The following is a 12,091-nucleotide window of genomic DNA, read 5'->3' as shown; positions in this document are numbered from 1 at the left end:
AAAAACAAAGGAGCGAGCAGTGTGATCTCTACGTTTGTTCAAACTGCCGTCATTGAAATTGAGTTTTTGGCCCCGATTTTTTGTCTACTTGGTCAATTGTTAAATCGTTTAGCTTATGTAAAGTATCCATTTACTCCTTCTGTGCTAGTTGGTATTGGCTTGTCTGTGTCAAAACGTATATCTTGTCGTCAAAGCACTCTTCTAGGTGCTCTTATGGGTTTGTGCTATGGGTTAGCAGCCATTGGTACCTACACGTCGATTAAGCAAAGCTGGTTAAGTTTTCGACTTTTTTTGTGAAATCACACTAAGTGTCTTTACATTGATTCACTGTTTGTTAATATCCAAGTAACATGAACGACATAACCTCTTGTTAGAATGGGGACGAACCTATTCTGAAGGAGGCTTTTTTATATGAAAAAGAATCTAGCAATTACGTTCACTGCAATTACTCTAGTGGGGTTATCCCTCTCCCCTATGCTTTCTGCGAGTGCATCGGATTCTGGTGTTGACATGCCTGATGCTTTTGGGGATGAAGTTAATAATGTGATATTCCTGATTCCTGATGGCTTCTCAACCGCTTATGCAGACAGTTATCGATTATTTAAAGAAGATGGACCACCTATTTGGGAAGAAAAACAGATGCTAAAAGGAATGGTAGCAACTCATTCAGCAGACTCGTTGATCACCGACTCTGCAGCTGCTGGAACAGCACTTGCTACAGGAGTTAAAACAAATAATGGCGTCATTGGTTATTCACCAGAAGGCGAGGAATTAGAATCAATTGTTGATTTGGCTAGACAAGCTGGCAAGAAGAATGGTCTCGTTGCCACGTCTACCATAAATCATGCTACTCCGGCAGCTTTTGCAGCTAGTGTTGAAGGACGAAATGATTATGAAGGCATTGCTAAACAACTTATTCATCATGATGGTATAGATTTACTTTTAGGTGGTGGCAGGGAACAATTTCAATCTCCTGAGCAAGGCGGAATTCGCGAAGATGGTGTAGATTTAATTGGAGAAGCGGAAGACAATGGATTTACCTATATGGAAACCAAACGTGATCTACTGGCTACAGAAGCAGATTCATCAAAAAAATTCTTAGGACTGTTTGCAGACGATGCGCTGCTCGCCAATTTTGGTCCAAGTATAATTGAACCATCACTTGCGCAAATGACCTCCTTTGCAATTGACCACCTCTCTCAATCCGATGAAGGCTTTTTCCTAATGGTTGAGGGCAGTCAAATTGACTGGGTTGGTCATGATAACGATGCAGCGTACGCAATGAAAGATACACATGCTTTTGAGGAAGCAGTTAAATTAGCTGTTGATTTCGCAGAGCAAGACAAAGAAACATTAGTCGTTATCGTCGGTGACCATGATACAGGTGGATTATCCATTCAACCAGATGACGAGTTCAACCCATCCAATCTACACGATGTTTCCATGACTGGTGCAGACATGATACAACTTGTGGATCACTCCTTCTCAAATTTAGAAGAGGTGATAACTGAGGAGACATCTATGACTTTTTCAGGTGATGAGCTAGAACGGATTAAAAAGAGTAATGACCCCAAAATGGCGCTTAATACACTAGTTAGTGAAAAAGCGGGAATGGCTTGGACGAGTGATAATCATACGGCAATTGATGTTCCAATTTATGCTTATGGTCCCCAATCAACTAATTTTACTGGAACAATTGATAATACAGATGTGTTTCAAGGAATTCGGCAAGCTTTGATAGGCAATTAATATCAATCTTTTTGATTCGAATAATGTTCTTTTAATTTCCGAGTGACTATCTGCTCGATTTGATGTTCCTTTTTTAATTGAGAACCTCGAACTATTTGCACTAAGGCAAGAAGAATCACAATAGGAAAAAGAATCATCCCAAGTATAATAACCATCTTAACTCCTCCCTTTATATTGTTTGTGAACAAGGTTCCCTCTATCGATATTATATAAACACAAAGCAAAAGCACACACCTCTTCAATAAGGGCGTGTGCTTTTTCATCATTATTTAAGTTGATCAGCTGCTTGTACAAGCTCTTTATAGCCTGATCGAGTGAGCTTATAAGATTCATCCATATAATTTGAGTTTTCTAGTGATTCAAGGCTTTCTCTAGATAATCTAGGAATCATACGTTGGATTTCGTCGTTAAGTTCTGAAAGTGTTCCATTTTCAATGATTTCAGAATCAAGTGATGCGGCAATTTCTTTCATCGGATTATCTTTAACAAAATACTTTTTAGTTCCTTCGTATACCTGCTGCAATTTACTCGGCGCATGTCCTAGCTCTTCACGAATTCGCGAGGTTTCTGTTTCTTTTTCAGCCATTTTTTCTCGGTATGCTGTTTTTTCATGCTCTTCAATGGCAGATCGACTTAATAACTCTTCAAACATTTGAGTTCGATCTAGATCAAGCTGTTGAAGCTCCGTTTCCTTTTCAAGCATTTCCGGCTCAGAAAGTCGTGCATCTTCAACGTCATCTGATAGCTCAACTCTTGGTACTCCTCCATTAAGATGTTTCTGAATAGAAGAAAGCTGTCGATAAATTAAAATCCCACCGGAGATCAGTGCCGTTAATACGACTACTCGATACCAGATATCTTGAAAAATAGCTAAATAGATAATACCTAAAGTCATAATACCTATAATTCCAAAAAGCACCCAGTTTTTACGCTTGGATAGTTGCTCTTCATTTATCCCTGTTTCATGTTCTGACATGTTACGACCTCATTTCTAGCAATAAATAAGTCTCTGAAACCCCTTTATACTATAAATCATTGCAGTGAAAGTCAACCGTTTTAAGGATATTCGCACTATCTTACATAAATAGAAAAAACACCTGATCAAATATCAGGTGCCTGATCTATGCGATTTACTTTGTTTGTTCCGTAAACCATCGTGTGGCTTCGACTATTTCTTCACGCGTTAGCTCATGACCGCCTTCAGTCCAGAATTCTGTAACATCTACGCCCGATTGCTTAAGCGTTTGAATCAGCTTTTCAGATTCTACAGCTGGGATCATATTATCACGTTTTCCAGATGAGACTAGCACTGCTGTTTGCTCAATGCGTCCAACTTGAACAGCTTCTTGAGGCTGCATAGCATGAAACAAGATAGCTCCATACAATGAATCTTGAATCGTATAAATCAAATTTGCTGCGATATTTGCTCCATTTGAGTAACCAATTGCAATAACCTTTTTCGCATCAAACTCATATTTATGTGCTGCATCTTGAATAAACTCGTGTAATTCATTTGTGCGCTTTGAAAGATCTTCTTTATCAAAAACACCCGCAGCAAGACGTTTGAAGTATCGATTCATACCATTCTCAGATACATTTCCACGTACACTAAGTACAGATGCTTTTTTTGCAATCATCTCTGCGATAGGAAGTAAGTCATTTTCATCTCCACCTGTACCGTGAAGAAGAACAATTGTTGGCAAGCTAGTGTCCTCACCTTTTTTGAATAGATGTTCATGATGCATTGGCTTTACACTCCTTTTATACTTATCCTTTTTTTGTGTGTAGTGGCTTAATCGTTGCTTCAATTTGTTCACGTTGATTTTCAAGGTATGGAGGCAATGCAAGATTCTCGCCTAAAGTATCAAATGATTCGTCTCCTTCAAACCCTGGACCATCTGTCGCTAGTTCAAATAGAATGCCATTTGGTTCGCGGAAATACAGGCTACGGAAATAATAACGTTCTACAAATCCTGAATTCGGAAGTCCAGATGCACTGATGTGCTCAACCCATTTGTTTAATTCATCTTGATTCTCCACTCTGAAAGCAACGTGGTGTACACTTCCTCTACCCGGTCTTTCACGCTGAAGATCATTCCTCTCAAGTAAATGAATCTCACCACCTGTACCACCTTCACCAGTTTCAAATACTCGAATGGTTTGACTGCTAGTTTCCTCTGTGTACGAACGTACCTCACTGAATCCCATCACGTCTACTAGAACTTTGGCTGTAATATCAGGTCTGCTAACCGTTAAACGAACAGGTCCTAAACCAACCACACCATGTTCAACAGGCACTGGACTCTTATCCCATGGTTTCCCGCCAGCAACACCTTGATTATGTTCATCTGACACAAACTGTAGACGCTGTCCTTCAAAATCACGGAATGCAAGTGTTTTCCTACCTGACTCTTCAGTAACCCCTTCATGTTTCACATCGTGTTCTTCTAAACGGTTCACCCAGTAGTCAAGCGCATTATCATCAGCAACTCGTAATGAAGTTAAACTAATACTATTTGTCCCTTCATAAGTCGTTCCAGCATGCGGAATTTCAAAAAATGTTAAATCTGTTCCAGGGTTACCACGCTCATCTGCATAAAACAAATGATAAACGGATGTGTCATCTTGATTAACTGTTTTCTTAACCAATCTCATTCCCAAGATCTCTGTGTAGAAATGCAAGTTTTCTTTAGCGTTAGCTGTAATCGCTGATACATGATGTTGTCCTTTAAGTGGCAAAATATTCATTGTTCATCCTCCTGATTTGTATGGGATTCGATCCCTTTTTGAATTTTTTTTAATAATATATTTAATTGTTTTTGTTCATCTCTAGTTAAGGATGAAAACAGTGAAGATTGAAATGCTGACTGGTCAGGGCGCGCTTGTTGCATAAGTAATTCACCTTTTTCCGTCAGTGAAATACGTTTGATACGCCAATCTTGCTCTTTTTTAATTAAATCTCTTTGTTCAAGTTTTGCGAGCATTTGAGTGATACTACCTTTGGTGACAAGAAGTTTTTCGGCCAAATCCATTTGTGAGATCGGCTGATTAGCCTGTGTCTGAACAAGCAAATCAAACTGTGAGATTGTTAAATCATAAGGCTTTACATGTTCATTAGACATTCGGTTACTTTGATTGTAGAAACGAGCTAAACGAAACCATAATAACAAACTTAATCGTTGTTGTTTTGTACGTGGCTCTTTTGGCTTATGCATCTTACGCCTCCCTTCTTGTTATCAGTTTAGCACTAAACTGATAGAAGTCAAGCCGATGTTTAAAATTATATTTATGGGTTATGCACAATAATAAGGAGGGATTAAGATGACTGAAGCAAATAAAAAAGCACAAGTGGATAAAGAGAAATTCAAAAAGAACGAAGATGCTCAAAGTCACCATGATCAATCATCCATGCCTATTGATGAATTACCATTAGAAGAGATTAATCGTGAGGAAAAAGAACAGCGCCATCCTGAAAAAACAAAAAACAAATCGTCGAGTGATTAAAAGCGATTTTTAATTGCACAGGTTACGAGATTATAGCTTGCATATTGCTGTAGCCTGTGCTAATATGTACCTATGCTACTTATTGTTTTATTAACGTGGATAGAAGGAATACCTTATGTCGTTTCCTCTTGAAGCTTGATGGTTAACGTAATTAGTACTACAATTTCAAGGAGGAAACACACATGTTAGAAGGTACAGTAAAATGGTTTAATGCAGAAAAAGGTTTTGGTTTCATCGAGCGCGAAGACGGGGACGATGTATTCGTACATTTCTCTGCTATCCAAAGCGAAGGCTTCAAGACTCTTGAAGAAGGCCAAGCAGTTCGTTTTGATATCGTTGAAGGTAACCGTGGCGAGCAAGCAGCTAACGTTGAAAAAGCATAATTAACCAACCCCCTCTCGAGGGGGTTTTTATTTACTCAAAAGAAGCTGCGCCTGTTTATGAACAGACGCAGCTTCTTTTTTATGTCTATCGATAGACTGACAATGATTGATTAAGCTCATTGGTTTGCTTATATATTTTTACGTAAAGCTGATACAGTGCGTCATATCGTTGAACTTGTTCTTGCTCCGGCTCATACACAGCATCCTCATGTAAAAAGGCGTTTGCACAATCTTCTAAACTACTAAACCAAGCCAACTCCAAACGCTGCGAGCATTGCAGCACCTAATCCAGGTCCCTGTTCATTTGTTTGTTTAACTACTGTCGTATTAAAGATATTCGCCTGCATTTGTAGCCATACATTACTCTTGGCCCCGCCGCCAATCGAAATAATGCGTTTAATTGGTGTACCCTCTTCTCGAAATAATTCAATGGAGTCTCGTAATGAAAACGTGATGCCTTCCAATACAGCTCTTACAAAATCAGCTCGAGAATGAGTTGAGCTCATTCCAATAAAGCTAGCTCGAATAGCAGAATCTGCATGTGGAGTTCGTTCCCCTGTTAAATAAGGTGTAAATAATAATCCATTTGCACCTGGCTCACGGGCCCCCGCCTCATTAATTAATTGTTCAAAAGGTACATCAGTAGCAAATGTGTCCTTGAACCAACTCAAACTGTAGCCTGCAGATAAAGTGACCCCCATTTTGTAAAAGGCACCAGGTTGCGCATGGTGAAAAAAGTGTACCTTGCCATTCATTTTTTTATTCTTATCTTGTTCATAAGCTAAAACAACACCTGAAGTTCCGATACTCACGAGTGTATCTTCTTCAGTAAGTATTCCTGCGCCTATAGCTCCACATGCATTATCTGCCCCGCCAGCAAATACTTTTGTTTGTTCCGATAAACCCGTTTGTTTGGCAACTTGCGTCGTTACGCGACCAACTAAAGCATGCGATTCAACAAGCGGTGGACACATATTAACATTAATTTCTAACTTATCGCAGAGTTCTTTGCTCCAGGTTTGATTTTGGATGTCTAAAAGCAAAGTCCCGCCTGCATCAGAATATTCACTATGAATCTTTCCAGTTAGCGCGTAACGAAGATAATCTTTCGGTAATAAAAAAACAGCAACTTGAGAATATATGTCTGGTTCATGTTCTTTTACCCATAATAGTTTAGGTAACGTAAACCCTTCTAGTGTGGGATTTTTTGTTATACGTAACAATGTATCTTTACCAACAGTCTCTTCTATTAACCGGCATTCCGCTGTTGTGCGCGTATCGTTCCATAAAATAGCCGGTCGTAGAACGTGATAACTTTTATCTAACAGAACAAGACCATGCATCTGACCCGAAAAGCTGATCCCTTCAATCTCATCAGCTGAACCCTGAAGCCGTTCAACTAGTTCTGAGATTCCTTGTTTGGTTTGACTCACCCACTCCTCAGGATTTTGTTCACTATAACCTGATTTGGGTTGGATTAAAGGATATGGTTTACTTACTTCATCGATAACTTCACCATCTTTAGCGACAAGGATCAGTTTTACCGCGCTAGTTCCTAAATCAATTCCGATTACATAAGACATCGTACCACCTCAATTGTCTTTATTTTAAAAAACGCTGAAGAAACACTCCAACGTTTTGAGCTATGCTTTTACCGATTGCATTGTTTCAAGTAGATATTGATTAATGATACCTTTTAATTTTTCTTGTTTCCCTGAACGCGGACGAATCTCCGTGAGACCAAGTGCATGCTCCTCTAATTGACGGAAGCTACTTTTTCCTTCGACGATATCTAGTCCAATTCCTTCTTTAAAACTAGAATAACGATCTTCTACAAGTTCATCCAACACTCGGTCTTCTATTAGTTTTGCAGCAACCTTCAACCCAACTGCAAAGCAATCCATACCTGCTACATGTGCCTCAAATAAATCAATTGGTTCAAAAGATGTTCTTCGGACCTTCGCATCAAAATTCAACCCACCACTACCAAGTCCTCCGTTTTTAAGAATCTCATACATTGCAAGTGTACTAGAATACATATCTGTTGGAAATTCATCAGTATCCCAACCAAGAAGTGGATCGCCTTGGTTTGCATCAACTGATCCTAACATTCCATGAATTCTTGCTGTACGCAATTCATGTTCAAACGTATGACCCGCTAATGTCGCATGGTTTGCCTCTACATTAAATTTAAAATGATCCGCAAGTCCATATGCTTGTAAAAAGGATAAACTAGTAGCTACATCAAAATCATATTGATGCTTAGTTGGCTCCTTTGGTTTTGGTTCAATTAAAAATTGACCGGTATATCCGATTTCATTTGCATATTCTATAGCCATATGGAAAAAACGAGCCATATTATCTTGTTCTAACTTCATATCGGTATTTAGAAGAGATTCATAACCTTCTCTGCCTCCCCAGAATACATAGTTCTCTGAACCAAGCTCCTTGCCCATCTCTAAACCTTTTTTTACTTGTGCCGCAGCATAGGAAAATGAGTCAGCAAGATTTGATGTAGAAGCTCCGTGTACATATCGTGGGTGCGTGAATAGGTTAGCTGTATTCCAAAGTAACTTGGTTTTACTTGTTTTCTGGTAATCTTTGATCATCGCTGTGATTACATCAAGATTCTGATTGCTTTCTCTTAATGATGACCCAGCAGGAGCAATATCAATATCATGAAAGCAAAAATATGGAACATCTAGCTTTTCAAATAATTCAAATGCTGCTTCTACACGTGCCTTTGCAAGATCTAATCCTTGAAGATGTAACCATGGTCTCTCCATGACAGCAGAACCAAATGGATCTTCTCCACCTGCTGTAAACGTATGCCAATACGCCACAGAGAACCGAAGAATTTCCTCCATTGATTGACCATTCACTTGTTCATTCGGATTATAATATTTAAATGCTAATGAATTCTTTGAGGTCGGACCTTCGTACTGAATACGTTCCACATCTTTGAATACAGCCATGTATAACACTCTCCTATTCAATTTATGATAACGCTTGCATCACAAAAAAGTATAACAGCTTGCTTTCACTTTGTCTATTGAATAAACTAAGTAAAATGAATCTTTTTTCAGAGGAGCTTCCCATGACTATGCCGCTTAATCAGACTATTGTTAAAAAGGAAAACAAACAGCTTGTTTTACAAATGGTAAGACAGCAGGAACCGATATCAAGAGCAGACATTGCCCAAGCAACCGGTTTAAATAAAGGGACCGTTTCGACATTAGTTGCCGAGTTGTTGAGCGAAGAACTTTTGCTAGAGATTGGACCTGGTGAATCAAGCGGTGGTAGAAAACCAGTTTTATTGCATTTTAATGAACGCGTTGGTTTTTCGATCGGAATTGATTTAGGCGTAAATTATTTACTTGCTGTTTTAACAGATTTAAAAGGGAATATCCTTTTAAAATTTCAAGAAGATCACGAAAATATGCCACCTGAGCAAACCATAAAAACAATCATTAGAATGGTTCATCAATTACGTGAGAAGTCCCCTACCTCCTATTATGGTTTAATAGGCATTGGAATTGGTGTACCGGCTATCGTCTCAACTGATGGAACCATTCTGCATGCCCCAAACTTAGGCTTGGAAACATGTTCAAATGAACCAACAATTAATGGAGACATTTGACGTTCCCGTATGGATTGATAATGAAGCAAATTTCGGAGTGCTTGGTGAGCAAACGTATAATACATCTGAACACCAAAAAAATATTCTTTATTTAAGTGTCGGCATTGGAATTGGCGCCGGTCTTATATTAGATGGAAACCTGTTTAAAGGAATGCATGGACATGCTGGAGAAGTTGGACATATGACCATGGAGATGAATGGCCCCACATGCCGTTGCGGCAATTTAGGTTGTTGGGAGTTATATGCTTCAGAGCAAGCCCTACTTACTCATAGCAATTCCAGTAGAACACTTGAGGAATTATTAAAACTAGCTAAAACTGGAGATCAGCAGGCGGTTCAGCAGTTTGAGAATGTTGCTCGTTATCTCGGAGCAGGTATTGTTTCATTAATTCATACGTTCAGCCCAAACCAAATCATTATTGGAAATCGGCTTGCACTTGCACATAACTACCTTTATCAAGAATTAATTGCAACCGTTGAAAAGCGAATGTTTGCTGAGCAATTGCATACTGAGATTGTATTTTCGGAGCTTGTTACCGATTCAACCGTACTTGGTGCCACAGCATTTTCTATCGAACAGTTTATTGATGATCACCAGCACCATAAAATAAACCGCACAATATAAGAGATACTGTGCGGTTTATTTTCGATTAAGGTTGTATGATCACTTCGATTTCTGTTTTAACTGTAATCGACTTCTGCGCCGCTAAAGTCTGCATTCCTGTAATCTCTTTTGGCAAAGAAAGTTTTGGTGCATTAGTAATCCATGTGTATGGCTCTGGACAAACATAGCCTTGTTTACCATCTGCGTTGTACACAACCCAATGCTTAAACGATTCATCAGCCTTATATCGAACTTGAATGCGTCCATTTTCTAAATCTAGTACCGCTTGATTGGCTTCCAACCGATGTTCTTTAGCCAAAAAAGCGTCATCAAGCTCTACTTTTTCAAGATTTATTCCTGTTTTAATCTCTGTATACTCGGTCTTTATAATGTTTTCAGTCGGAAGCAACCGTTCATTCAGTTCCCACTGCTCATCTGCCGCAAGCGAGAACCGACTTGTTTTCTCTGGAAAAGTAAAAGTTGTATGATAGCCAAGTCCCCATGGAAACTCTTTTTCACTTAGATTTGTAATTACGGCTTGCTTTTTTAAGATAGTTCCCTCCAACAAATATATCATTTCAATACGAAACGGATGTGGGAATTGTCTAAGAATATCAGGATGATCTGCAGAATGGATGGTTGTAACAATTTTTGCTTGATTTCCATTCGCCTCCATATGCGTGAGTTTCCACGGTTTTGAAAATACGAACCCATGAATATGGTTATGTTTATCTGGTTCTGTTATATCAAATGTATAGGTCTGTTCTTGAAACTCAAATTGCCCATCACTGATTCGGTTTGGTGGGAACAGAATAGGCACACCAAATTGAACGGGAGCCTGTTCATATTCTTCAATCGTTTCCGGTTTTCTTAGGATCTCAACTTGAGGATTTTTTGTTGTGATAGATATTAGATTTGATCCCCACTCTGGTACGATAATAATGTCTAACTCAGCAGTTCCTGCTTGAATAGCTTTAACGCCAAGATAATCAGATTCTTTTACATATGCAGTCATGTAAACACACCTTTACTTTTATGTAGAAGACCGTAGTTGATCTTCTTTAGTCAGCTTTCGGGATTTTTTCCCATCTTTTATGTGTGGCAGATTTTTGAATAGCATCTAATATTAATTGATTTTGATAGCCATCATGGAAATCTGGTTTTGCTTGCTTTTTATTTATAATAGACTCACAGAATTCATAGAGTAAATGAATAAATGTATGTTCATAACCAATGATGTGTCCTGCTGGCCAATATGCTTCTGCATACGGGTGCTCTTCCTCTGTACACAGGACTCTCCTGAATCCTTGAGTTCCTTTTTCATCATCCGTAAAATACACATCTAAATGGTTCATATTCTCCATATCCCAACGAACGGATCCTTTTTCTCCATTAATCTCAAATGTGTTCCGATTTCGGTTGCCTGTTGCAAAACGAGTAGCTTCGAAAGTTCCAAAGGTTCCGGAATCAAAACGCACCATAAAAGCTACTGCATCATCAACGGTTACCTCTCCTAGCTCCTGACTGTTTGCCTCAGCTTTTAAACCACCTGACATTTCCCCCAATGGTCGCTCTTTAATAAACGTTTCGGTCATTGCAACAACTTCATCCATTTCTCCAACTAAAAAGCGGGCTAAATCAATACTATGTGCCCCGATGTCACCCAGTGACCCCGAACCAGACACTTCTTTCTTCAAGCGCCAGATCAACGGAAAATTCGGATCTATAATAAAATCCTGAAGATAATTTGCTCTAAAATGAAAAATCTTACCTAGTCGACCTTGATCAATTAATTGTTTTGTATATTGAATAGCCGGAACAAAACGATAGTTATGACAAATCATATGGATCACTTGATGCTGTTCTACTGCTTCTTTCATTTCTTTTGCTTCTTCAACTGTTAAGGCAAGTGGTTTTTCAGTTATGATATGTTTCCCAGCCTTTGCTGCTGCAATAGCGATTTCAGCATGTGTATGATTAGGAGTAACAATATCAATCACATCGATGTCATCTCTCTTAATAAGCTCTCGCCAGTCTGTTTCGACCGATTCCCAACCCATTGTTTCAGCCGCTTCCTCCACCGCTTCTTTGTTTCTACCACAGAGTGCTTTCAGAATTGGTTTAGCTTTTGTAGAAAAGAAAAATGGAATATCACGATATGCATGGCTATGGGCTTTTCCCATAAACTGATAACCAATCATACCTATTCTA

The 12,091-nt window shown here is 38.9% G+C and carries 14 protein-coding genes and 1 pseudogene; 6 read left to right on the top strand and 9 right to left on the bottom strand.

Going from position 1 to position 12,091, the window contains the following annotated elements; translation table 11 throughout:
* Positions 1–21: 21 nt before the first annotated feature.
* Complete coding sequence (locus tag NDM98_RS02060) at positions 22–297, top strand: hypothetical protein (RefSeq protein ID WP_251604083.1); 276 nt, start codon at positions 22–24, stop codon at positions 295–297.
* A 114-nt stretch (positions 298–411) separates the two neighbouring features.
* Positions 412–1,749, top strand: coding sequence for an alkaline phosphatase (locus tag NDM98_RS02055; protein ID WP_251604081.1), 1,338 nt, complete (start codon positions 412–414; stop codon positions 1,747–1,749).
* Positions 1,750–1,751: 2 nt separating this feature from the next.
* Here NDM98_RS02055 and NDM98_RS02050 read toward each other — a convergent pair whose 3' ends face one another.
* From NDM98_RS02050 to NDM98_RS02030, 5 genes are all read right to left on the bottom strand, one after another.
* Complete coding sequence (locus NDM98_RS02050) at positions 1,752–1,904, bottom strand: hypothetical protein (RefSeq protein ID WP_251604078.1); 153 nt, start codon at positions 1,902–1,904, stop codon at positions 1,752–1,754.
* A gap of 110 nt (positions 1,905–2,014) precedes the next feature.
* On the bottom strand, positions 2,015–2,725 hold the full coding sequence (locus NDM98_RS02045; RefSeq protein WP_251604075.1) for a hypothetical protein: 711 nt from the start codon (positions 2,723–2,725) through the stop codon (positions 2,015–2,017).
* Positions 2,726–2,879: 154 nt separating this feature from the next.
* The gene (locus NDM98_RS02040) at positions 2,880–3,494 is read right to left on the bottom strand and encodes an alpha/beta hydrolase (protein ID WP_251604072.1); all 615 of its coding nucleotides are present in this window, start codon (positions 3,492–3,494) and stop codon (positions 2,880–2,882) included.
* A gap of 22 nt (positions 3,495–3,516) precedes the next feature.
* Positions 3,517–4,497, bottom strand: coding sequence for a ring-cleaving dioxygenase (locus NDM98_RS02035; RefSeq protein WP_251604069.1), 981 nt, complete (start codon positions 4,495–4,497; stop codon positions 3,517–3,519).
* Positions 4,494–4,964: a MarR family winged helix-turn-helix transcriptional regulator gene (locus NDM98_RS02030; RefSeq protein WP_251604066.1), complete on the bottom strand. Its 471-nt coding sequence runs from the start codon at positions 4,962–4,964 to the stop codon at positions 4,494–4,496. Before NDM98_RS02030 ends, NDM98_RS02035 begins: the two co-directional genes overlap by 4 nt.
* A 106-nt stretch (positions 4,965–5,070) precedes the next feature.
* Between NDM98_RS02030 and NDM98_RS02025 the strand changes: the two genes are divergently transcribed.
* Positions 5,071–5,253, top strand: a complete 183-nt coding sequence (locus NDM98_RS02025) for a hypothetical protein (protein WP_251604063.1) — start codon at positions 5,071–5,073, stop codon at positions 5,251–5,253.
* A gap of 182 nt (positions 5,254–5,435) precedes the next feature.
* Positions 5,436–5,636, top strand: a complete 201-nt coding sequence (locus NDM98_RS02020) for a cold-shock protein (protein ID WP_203086826.1) — start codon at positions 5,436–5,438, stop codon at positions 5,634–5,636.
* An 85-nt stretch (positions 5,637–5,721) separates the two neighbouring features.
* Here the strand turns inward: NDM98_RS02020 and xylB are convergent.
* Both xylB and xylA read right to left on the bottom strand, forming a co-directional pair.
* A pseudogene (gene xylB, locus NDM98_RS02015) lies at positions 5,722–7,219 on the bottom strand (xylulokinase).
* Positions 7,220–7,279: 60 nt separating this feature from the next.
* The gene (gene xylA, locus NDM98_RS02010) at positions 7,280–8,611 is read right to left on the bottom strand and encodes a xylose isomerase (protein WP_251604060.1); all 1,332 of its coding nucleotides are present in this window, start codon (positions 8,609–8,611) and stop codon (positions 7,280–7,282) included.
* A gap of 122 nt (positions 8,612–8,733) precedes the next feature.
* Between xylA and NDM98_RS23750 the strand changes: the two genes are divergently transcribed.
* Together NDM98_RS23750 and NDM98_RS23745 are read left to right on the top strand one after the other, a co-directional pair.
* Positions 8,734–9,276: an ROK family protein gene (locus NDM98_RS23750; protein ID WP_307728596.1), complete on the top strand. Its 543-nt coding sequence runs from the start codon at positions 8,734–8,736 to the stop codon at positions 9,274–9,276.
* Entirely contained in the window at positions 9,248–9,901 is a 654-nt protein-coding gene (locus tag NDM98_RS23745; RefSeq protein ID WP_307728595.1) for an ROK family protein, read from the top strand. The genes NDM98_RS23750 and NDM98_RS23745 overlap by 29 nt, the downstream gene beginning before the upstream one ends.
* A gap of 25 nt (positions 9,902–9,926) precedes the next feature.
* On the opposite strand, the gene NDM98_RS02000 is transcribed toward NDM98_RS23745, so the two are convergent.
* Together NDM98_RS02000 and NDM98_RS01995 are read right to left on the bottom strand one after the other, a co-directional pair.
* Positions 9,927–10,895 carry an aldose 1-epimerase gene (locus NDM98_RS02000; protein ID WP_251604057.1) on the bottom strand — a complete coding sequence of 323 codons (969 nt, stop codon included), beginning with the start codon at positions 10,893–10,895 and terminating at the stop codon, positions 9,927–9,929.
* A gap of 46 nt (positions 10,896–10,941) precedes the next feature.
* Positions 10,942–12,081, bottom strand: coding sequence for a Gfo/Idh/MocA family protein (locus tag NDM98_RS01995; RefSeq protein WP_251608879.1), 1,140 nt, complete (start codon positions 12,079–12,081; stop codon positions 10,942–10,944).
* Positions 12,082–12,091 lie beyond the last annotated feature (10 nt).

This window comes from Alkalicoccobacillus plakortidis (genome assembly GCF_023703085.1).
GTDB classification, from domain to species: Bacteria; Bacillota; Bacilli; order Bacillales; family Bacillaceae_D; genus Alkalicoccobacillus; species Alkalicoccobacillus plakortidis.
Note: the sequence above shows the minus strand (reverse complement) of the source record. Positions and strands in the feature narration are given on the sequence as shown.

What these genes read in the sequence shown, in the direction of transcription:
- NDM98_RS02055 (WP_251604081.1), top strand. Translation starts at nt 412, where the DNA reads ATGAAAAAGAATCTAGCAATTACGTTCACTGCAATTACTCTAGTGGGG.
- NDM98_RS02050 (WP_251604078.1), bottom strand. Translation starts at nt 1,904, where the DNA reads ATGGTTATTATACTTGGGATGATTCTTTTTCCTATTGTGATTCTTCTT.
- NDM98_RS02045 (WP_251604075.1), bottom strand. Translation starts at nt 2,725, where the DNA reads ATGTCAGAACATGAAACAGGGATAAATGAAGAGCAACTATCCAAGCGT.
- NDM98_RS02040 (WP_251604072.1), bottom strand. Translation starts at nt 3,494, where the DNA reads ATGCATCATGAACATCTATTCAAAAAAGGTGAGGACACTAGCTTGCCA.
- NDM98_RS02035 (WP_251604069.1), bottom strand. Translation starts at nt 4,497, where the DNA reads ATGAATATTTTGCCACTTAAAGGACAACATCATGTATCAGCGATTACA.
- NDM98_RS02030 (WP_251604066.1), bottom strand. Translation starts at nt 4,964, where the DNA reads ATGCATAAGCCAAAAGAGCCACGTACAAAACAACAACGATTAAGTTTG.
- NDM98_RS02025 (WP_251604063.1), top strand. Translation starts at nt 5,071, where the DNA reads ATGACTGAAGCAAATAAAAAAGCACAAGTGGATAAAGAGAAATTCAAA.
- NDM98_RS02020 (WP_203086826.1), top strand. Translation starts at nt 5,436, where the DNA reads ATGTTAGAAGGTACAGTAAAATGGTTTAATGCAGAAAAAGGTTTTGGT.
- xylA (WP_251604060.1), bottom strand. Translation starts at nt 8,611, where the DNA reads ATGGCTGTATTCAAAGATGTGGAACGTATTCAGTACGAAGGTCCGACC.
- NDM98_RS23750 (WP_307728596.1), top strand. Translation starts at nt 8,734, where the DNA reads ATGACTATGCCGCTTAATCAGACTATTGTTAAAAAGGAAAACAAACAG.
- NDM98_RS23745 (WP_307728595.1), top strand. Translation starts at nt 9,248, where the DNA reads ATGAACCAACAATTAATGGAGACATTTGACGTTCCCGTATGGATTGAT.
- NDM98_RS02000 (WP_251604057.1), bottom strand. Translation starts at nt 10,895, where the DNA reads ATGACTGCATATGTAAAAGAATCTGATTATCTTGGCGTTAAAGCTATT.
- NDM98_RS01995 (WP_251608879.1), bottom strand. Translation starts at nt 12,081, where the DNA reads ATGATTGGTTATCAGTTTATGGGAAAAGCCCATAGCCATGCATATCGT.